7 protein-coding genes and 1 riboswitch are annotated in these 6,703 nt (G+C 75.3%); of the genes, 2 read left to right on the forward strand and 5 right to left on the reverse strand.

Features of this window, described 5'->3' with window-relative positions:
- Positions 1-36: 36 nt before the first annotated feature.
- From ACFU7Z_RS33540 to ACFU7Z_RS33560, 5 genes are all read right to left on the reverse strand, one after another.
- Positions 37-1,059, reverse strand: coding sequence for an ABC transporter substrate-binding protein (locus ACFU7Z_RS33540; RefSeq protein ID WP_380781687.1), 1,023 nt, complete (start codon positions 1,057-1,059; stop codon positions 37-39).
- An 85-nt stretch (positions 1,060-1,144) separates the two neighbouring features.
- Positions 1,145-1,351: riboswitch (cobalamin riboswitch) on the reverse strand.
- Between the two features lie 113 nt (positions 1,352-1,464).
- Positions 1,465-2,358, reverse strand: coding sequence for a shikimate dehydrogenase family protein (locus ACFU7Z_RS33545; protein ID WP_380781689.1), 894 nt, complete (start codon positions 2,356-2,358; stop codon positions 1,465-1,467).
- Position 2,359: 1 nt separating this feature from the next.
- Positions 2,360-3,424, reverse strand: a complete 1,065-nt coding sequence (locus ACFU7Z_RS33550; RefSeq protein WP_259316404.1) for a 3-dehydroquinate synthase — start codon at positions 3,422-3,424, stop codon at positions 2,360-2,362.
- Between the two features lie 66 nt (positions 3,425-3,490).
- Positions 3,491-4,426, reverse strand: a complete 936-nt coding sequence (locus tag ACFU7Z_RS33555; protein WP_380781692.1) for an ROK family protein — start codon at positions 4,424-4,426, stop codon at positions 3,491-3,493.
- Between the two features lie 158 nt (positions 4,427-4,584).
- On the reverse strand, positions 4,585-5,025 hold the full coding sequence (locus ACFU7Z_RS33560) for a type II 3-dehydroquinate dehydratase (protein WP_074003444.1): 441 nt from the start codon (positions 5,023-5,025) through the stop codon (positions 4,585-4,587).
- Positions 5,026-5,187: 162 nt separating this feature from the next.
- Here ACFU7Z_RS33560 and ACFU7Z_RS33565 point away from each other — a divergent pair, with 162 nt between their 5' ends.
- Together ACFU7Z_RS33565 and ACFU7Z_RS33570 are read left to right on the forward strand one after the other, a co-directional pair.
- The gene (locus ACFU7Z_RS33565) at positions 5,188-6,354 is read left to right on the forward strand and encodes a DegT/DnrJ/EryC1/StrS family aminotransferase (protein ID WP_380781694.1); all 1,167 of its coding nucleotides are present in this window, start codon (positions 5,188-5,190) and stop codon (positions 6,352-6,354) included.
- Between the two features lie 8 nt (positions 6,355-6,362).
- Positions 6,363-6,703: Gfo/Idh/MocA family oxidoreductase (locus tag ACFU7Z_RS33570; protein ID WP_380781696.1), on the forward strand; the 341-nt coding region annotated here is incomplete at its 3' end.

The following is a 6,703-nucleotide window of genomic DNA, read 5'->3' on the forward strand; positions in this document are numbered from 1 at the left end:
GACCAGCGGGCCGCACGACGGGGTGGGGCGCGGCGGTCATGAAGCCGGGTGCAGTCGGCCCAGCCCGTCGGACACCCGGGCGGCACCGTCGGCGAGCAGCACGCCGGGGGTCGACTCGGAGAACGGCACCGTCACGAAGGCCTTGCGCTGCACGGCGGTGAGCTTGCTCAGGACCGGGTCGTTCTCCAGGTAGTCGATCTTGGACTGGGCGGTGTCCCAGTCGGCGTCCGCGACCACGATGGCGTCCGGGTCCGCCGCGACGACCTTCTCCCAGCTCACGTTCTGCCAACTGCCGGGCAGGTCCCCGAAGACGTTGCGGGCGCCCACGGCGTCGAGCACGAGTTGGGGCCCGCCGTGGCCGGCGCCGACGAACGGCGTCTTGGTGTCCGAGTCGAACCAGAGGACCTTCAGGCCCTTGCCCGCGGCCGTCGCCGTGAACTGCGCCAGCTGCTGCTCCTGCTGCCGCTGGATCGCGGCGGCCCGCTCCGGGACGCCGAAGACCTTGGCGACGTCGTTCAGTTCGCCCCATGCCGCCTGCCAGGTCGTCGGCGGCACCTGGCTCTTGTCCGAGCAGCCGAACGGGGACAGGTACGACGGGACGCCCTGGCCGCGCAGCTCCTCCCGGGTGCCCGCGACCTTGTCGGTGAACGCGCTGGAGTAGGAGGCGTACAGGAAGTCGGGACGGGCCGCGAGGAGGTTCTCCTTCGTCGGGTACTTCTTGGAGAGCACCGGGACGGAGTCGTAGGCGGCCTTCCACTTCTCCGGGACGGAGTCGTCGAGGTAGGCGGTACCGGCCATGCGGGACTCCAGCCCGAGGGCCAGGGCCACCTCGGTGGCACCCTGGTTGAGCGTCACCAGCCGCTCGGGCGGCGCGCCGACCGTCACGGTGGTCCCGCAGTTGTCCACGCTGACCGGCGCGGCGCTCCCGGTCGCCCCGCCGGACGCGGCGGGCGCGGGGGCGCCCGCGCACCCTCCGAGCACACCGACGAACAGCAGGGCCGCGACGGCCCGGCCGACACGTGTCGGACCTGTGGGACGTACGGGGCGTACGGGACGCATGGAGCGCGCGGAGCGCATGGAACGTATGGATCGGACCGGATGCGGGTACGGCTGACCGCTGGGCACGTGTTCTCCAAAACCCTCGTGGAACATGTCGCGCCGTGGCCGGTCTCCTGGCTTCCGCATCAACACGCCGCGACCGACCTTCCCGAGCGGCTCTCCCAGCCCGCCCAGTGGCCCTGACCGCTGGCGAAAGCCGGTCAGCGAGGGCCGCGGAACTCCGCGGCAACAGTGGCGAGGGCCGCACCGGACTCAGACCGGTTTCCCGAACACCACGGCGATGGCACGGTATCAGGCGTGGTCAGGTCGGTGGCGACCGGCCGGTGGGATGATCGTTTGGATCCTTTGCGGGGACGGGGGGAGGGAGCGGCCACGGGGGTCGGCCGGCTCCGGAGGCACGGGGGATCACCCCGGAAGGCGGAAGAAGGAGCGGTAGAGCGGCAGTTGCTCGGCGAGCATGTGGATGCCGGGGTGGGTGGCGAGGCCGAGGGCGGCGGCGGTGCGCAGCAGCGGGGTCTCGGCGGGCGTCATGATGATGTCGGCGACCAGCGCGCCGGGCGCCAGTGGGGCCGGGTCGAAGGGGAGCGGGTCGGCCGGGTCCAGGCCCAGCGGGGTGGCGTTGACCGCGAGGTCGACGCCGGAGGGCGGGCGCGGGGCGGCGGCCACGCGGCCGGGCCAGCGGGTGCCGAGCCGCTCCAGCAGGGCGTCCGCCCGGCCCCGGTCGGGATCGGTGACGGCGAGTGCGGCGGCCCCTTCGGCGAGCAGGGCGGCGGCGATGGCGAGCCCCGCGCCTCCGGCGCCGGCCAGTGCCACCCGCAGCCCGGCCGGGTGGTGCCCGGCGGCGGCCAGGCCCCGGACGAACCCGGCGCCGTCGAAGTTGTCGCCGTACCAGCGGCCGTCCGGCTCGCGGCGCAGCGCGTTGGTGCTGCCCAACAGGGCGGCGGCGTCGCTGAGTTCGTCGGCGTGCCCGCACATCGCCAGCTTGTGGGGGACGGTGACCAGCAGCCCGTCCAGGTTGGCGACGGCCTTCAGCCCTCGGACGACCTCGTCCAGCCGGTCCGCCGGGGCGTGCACGGGGACGAGCACGGCGTCCACGCCGCTCGCCGCGAACAGCGGGTTGAGCAGGGCGGGCGCCTTGGCCTGTGCGACCGGGTCGCCGAGCACCGCGAACAGCCGGGTGCGGCCGGAGATCGGCGGGCGGGCGGCCGGCGCGTCGGGTGCGTCGGGTGCCGGTACGTCGGCGGCCGGTACGTCGGGGGTCGGCAGGTCGGGGGTCGGCAGGTCGGGGTGAAGGGACACCTCAGGCCTCCCCGGCGGCGGCGCGCGGCATGGCGTCCAGCGTGCGGGCGACCAGCGACTCGGGGACGTCGCTGACGAGTTCGGCGCCGCGCGGGCCGTCCAGGACGAAGGAGAGCCCGTCGACGGCCTTCTTGTCCAGCCGCATGAGGGCGATCAGCGCCCCGGTGCCGACCTCCGGCGGCAGCGCGGTCGGCAGCCCGTAGTGGGCGACCACCTCGTGGTGCTCGGCGACCCGCTCGGGGCCGATCCGGCCGAGCGCGCCCGCCAGCCGGCCGGCGAAGACCGTGCCGACGCCGACCGCCTCGCCGTGGCGCAGCCGGAAGTCGGTGGCGCGTTCCAGCGCGTGGCCCAGGGTGTGGCCGTAGTTGAGGATGTGCCGCAGCCCGGTGTCGCGCTCGTCGGCGGCCACCACTGCGGCCTTGCGGGCGACGCTCGCGGCGATCTGCTCGGGCAGCGGCAGGTGGCGGAGGTCCCCGGCGCCGATGAAGTGGCAGCGGGCGATCTCCCCGTAGCCGTTGACGCGTTCGCGCGGCGGGAGGGTGTCGAGGTAGTCGGTGTCGCAGAGCACGGCGGACGGCTGCCAGTACGCGCCCACCAGGTTCTTGCCCTCCGGGAGGTTCACCGCCGTCTTGCCGCCGACGCTCGCGTCGACCTGGGCCAGCAGCGAGGTGGGCAGGTGCACCACGGGCACTCCCCGGTGGTACAGCGCGGCGGCGAGCCCGACCGCGTCGGTGGTGGTGCCGCCGCCGCAGGAGACCACGGCGTCGGCCCGGCCGAGGCCGAACGCGGTGAAGCGGCTGCACAGTTCGGCCACCCAGGCGAGGGACTTGCCCTCCTCGCCGTCCTTCGCCTCCACCACCAGGGTGTCGAGGCCGGTGTCGGGCAGCCACTCGGCGGGCCGGGCGCTGACCACCGCGACCCGGCGGGCGCCGATCCCCGCGAGCACCCCGGCCAGCCGGTGGCGGGCGCCGGGGCCGATCAGCACCGGGTAGCCGCGCTCACCCAGCTCCACGTCGATGCGCCGCAGCCCGCCGTCCGTACGGACGAGGGTTTCTGTCGTGGTCAACTCGGCTCCCAGGGCTGGTCGGTGAGGTGGTGTGCGGTGCGGTGGGGTGCGGGCGCGGGCACGGCTTCAGGCCGCGGGCTGCAGCCGCGCCAGCGCGAGGGCGCCGTGCAGCGAGGACAGCCCGCCGAGCGCGGCCGGCCGGATCGCGGGGACCGGGCCGCCGGGGCGGGCCAGCGCGGCGGCGTGCGCCTCCACCCGCGCCGTGAAGCCGGGCAGCCCGTCGGCGAACCCGCCGCCCAGCACGGTCAGTTCGGGGTGGAACAGCTCGCCGAGCGAGACGGCCGCGGCCGCCAGCGCGGCGCAGGTCTCCTCGACGGCCTCCACCGCCCACGGCGCGCCCTCGGCCAGCCCGGACCGCAGCTCCGGGTACTCGACCGGCGCGCCGCGCAGCAGTTCCGCGCGCCGCAGGGTCGCCGGGCCGGAGGCGGTGGCCTGCAGGCAGCCGCGCCGCCCGCAGTCGCAGACCGGGCCCCGGCGGTCGACGATCAGGTGGCCCGCCTCGCAGGAGCCGCGTCCCGGGCCCGGCAGCGGCGCGCCGCCGTGCACGACACCGCCGCCGACGCCCGTCCCGACACCCAGGTAGACCACGTGCCCGGACCCGGCGTGCACCGCCTCGGCGAGCGCGGCGAGGTCACCGTCGTCCGCCCAGGCCAGGGCGGCGGCGGGGAAGAGCCGCCGCAGTGCCGGGACGAGGTCGAAGCCGCGCCAGTCGGGGCGGCCGGGCCAGGCGAGCACCCGGCCGTCCGGGCCGAGGGTCGCGGGCACGGCCACCCCGACCGCCGCGAAGTCGCCCTCCCAGCGCTCGCGCAGGTCGGCGACCGTGCCGGCCAGCGCCGTCCAGTCGGCGTAGGCGCCGGCCACCCGGGCGCCGGGCCAGCGCAGCACGGCCTCCTCGGTGCGGACCGGCCCGCCGGGCGGACCGTCCTCGGCGCGCAGCGCGACCTTGGTGCCGCCGATGTCGATGCCGAGCACGCCCCGGGCGGCCGTCGGGGCCTGAGCCATGGGGGCCTGGGCCGTGGGGGCCTGGGCCGTGGGGGCCTGCGGCGGCGGACCCTGAGCCGCGGGGCCCTGAGCCGTCGGAGCCTGAACCGCGGGACCCGGCGCCGCCGCGGCCCGCGTCGTCGTGGTGCCCCCTGCCGGGGCGCCCGTCGCGAAGCCCATCAGGACGCCGGGACCTTCGCCAGCAGCGCCTGCGCGGCGAGCCGGTAGCCGAGCGCGCCGAGCCCGACGATCACGCCCGAGGCGATCGGCGCCAGTACCGACTCGTGCCGGAAGGACTCGCGCGCCCAGACGTTGGACAGGTGCACCTCGACGAACGGCCGCGGGTAGGCGGCGAGCGCGTCGCGCAGGCCCCAGCCGGCGATCATCAGCGCGCCCGGGTTGACGATCGCCCCGACGGAGCCGTCCCAGGCGTCCTGCACCGCCTCGATCAGCTGACCCTCGGACTCGCGCTGGACGGAGACCACCTTCCAGCCCCGGCCGGCCACCTCGGCGGCGACCGCGGCCTCGATGTCGGCCAGGGTGTCGGTGCCGTAGACCTCCGGCTCGCGGCGGCCGAGAATCCCGAGATTGGGGCCGTTCAGCAATAGCAGTTCGCTCATATTCCGGTTATAGCAGCGAATTCCCCGGACGAAACCGGAGCGGGTTGCCGAACTGCAGGACAAGGGCTTTGTAGGGGGGTGCGTAGGGGAGGTGACGGGCCGGATTTCCTGGGTTAGCGTCCCGTTCCACGGTCCCCCCGACAGGAAAGGCTGCGCGGAATCATGAGTGCCCAAGGACGTCCGGCCCCGGAGTTCCCGGTCTGGCCCCAGTACGACGATGCCGAGCGCGAAGGACTGCTCAGGGCCCTGGAGCAGGGCCAGTGGTGGCGGATGGGCGGCAAGGAGGTCGACACCTTCGAGCAGGAGTTCGCCGAGTACCACGGCGCCGCCAAGGCGCTCGCCGTCACCAACGGCACCCACGCGCTGGAGATCGCCCTCCAGCTGCTCGGTGTCGGCCCGGGCACCGAGGTCATCGTGCCCGCGTTCACGTTCATCTCCTCCTCCCAGGCCGCCCAGCGGCTCGGCGCCACCGCGGTGCCGGTCGACATCGACCTCGACACCTACAACCTGAGCCCCGAGGCGGCCGCCGCCGCGATCACCCCGCGGACCCGGGCGATCATGCCCGTCCACATCGCCGGCCAGATCGCCGACCTGGACGCCCTCGACAAGCTCGCCGCCGACTCGGGCGTCTCGATCGTGCAGGACGCCGCGCACGCCCACGGCGCCCGCTGGCGCGGCCGCCGGGTCGGCGAGCTGGGCTCGATCGCCGCGTTCAGCTTCCAGAACGGCAAGCTGATGACGGCCGGCGAGGGCGGCGCCGTCACCTTCCCGGAGACCGCCCAGTACGACGAGGCGTTCCTGCGGCACAGCTGCGGCCGCCCGCCGACGGACCGGAAGTACTACCACCAGACCTCCGGCTCCAACTTCCGGCTCAACGAGTTCTCCGCGAGCGTGCTGCGCGCCCAACTCGCCCGCCTGGACGGCCAGATCAGCGTCCGCGAGGAGCGCGCCAAGCTGCTCAAGAGCCTGCTGACGGAGATCCCCGGCGTGGTGCCGCAGGGCCACGACGAGCGGGCCGACCGCGTGCCGCACTACATGGCGATGTTCCGGGTGCCCGGCCTCGGCGAGGACCGGCGCAACGCCCTGGTCGACGACCTGATCGCGCGCGGCCTGCCCGCCTTCGTGGTCTTCCGCGCCATCTACCGCTCGGACGGCTTCTGGGAGTCGGCCGCGCCCGACACCACCGTCGACGCGCTGGCCAAGGCCTGCCCCAACAGCGAGGCGCTCACCGCCGACGGCATCTGGCTGCACCACCGCACCCTCCTCGCGAGCGAGCGGGCGATCGAGGACACCGCCCAGATCATCGCCGACGCCCTGGCCGCGGTGTGAACGCGCGGGTGAGCACCGCCGGACGGGGGCCGGACGCCCCGGTACGGGTGGCCGTCGTCGGCCTCGGCTGGGCGGGCCGCACCATCTGGCTGCCACGCCTGACAGCCCACCCGGCCTACCGGGTCACCGCCGTCGTCGAGCCCGGCCCCGGCGGCGCGGAGCACGTGCCGGCCGGCGCCGCGCTCCTCGCCGACGCCGACCTGCTCGGCCCCGACGTCGACCTCGCGGTCGTCGCGGTGCCCAACCACCTGCACACCCCCGTGGCCGAACGCCTGCTCGCCCGCGGCATCCCGGTGTTCCTGGAGAAGCCGGTCTGCCTCAGCTCCGCCGAGGCGGACCGGCTGGCCGC

This window comes from Kitasatospora sp. NPDC057518, from assembly GCF_042802075.1.
GTDB lineage: Bacteria > Actinomycetota > Actinomycetes > Streptomycetales > Streptomycetaceae > Kitasatospora.

Bases quoted from the DNA above. Each gene is read 5' to 3' on its own strand.
- ACFU7Z_RS33540 (WP_380781687.1), bottom strand. From the start codon at position 1,059: ATGCGTCCCGTACGCCCCGTACGTCCCACAGGTCCGACACGTGTCGGC.
- ACFU7Z_RS33555 (WP_380781692.1), bottom strand. From the start codon at position 4,426: ATGGCTCAGGCCCCGACGGCCGCCCGGGGCGTGCTCGGCATCGACATC.
- ACFU7Z_RS33560 (WP_074003444.1), bottom strand. From the start codon at position 5,025: ATGAGCGAACTGCTATTGCTGAACGGCCCCAATCTCGGGATTCTCGGC.
- ACFU7Z_RS33565 (WP_380781694.1), top strand. From the start codon at position 5,188: ATGAGTGCCCAAGGACGTCCGGCCCCGGAGTTCCCGGTCTGGCCCCAG.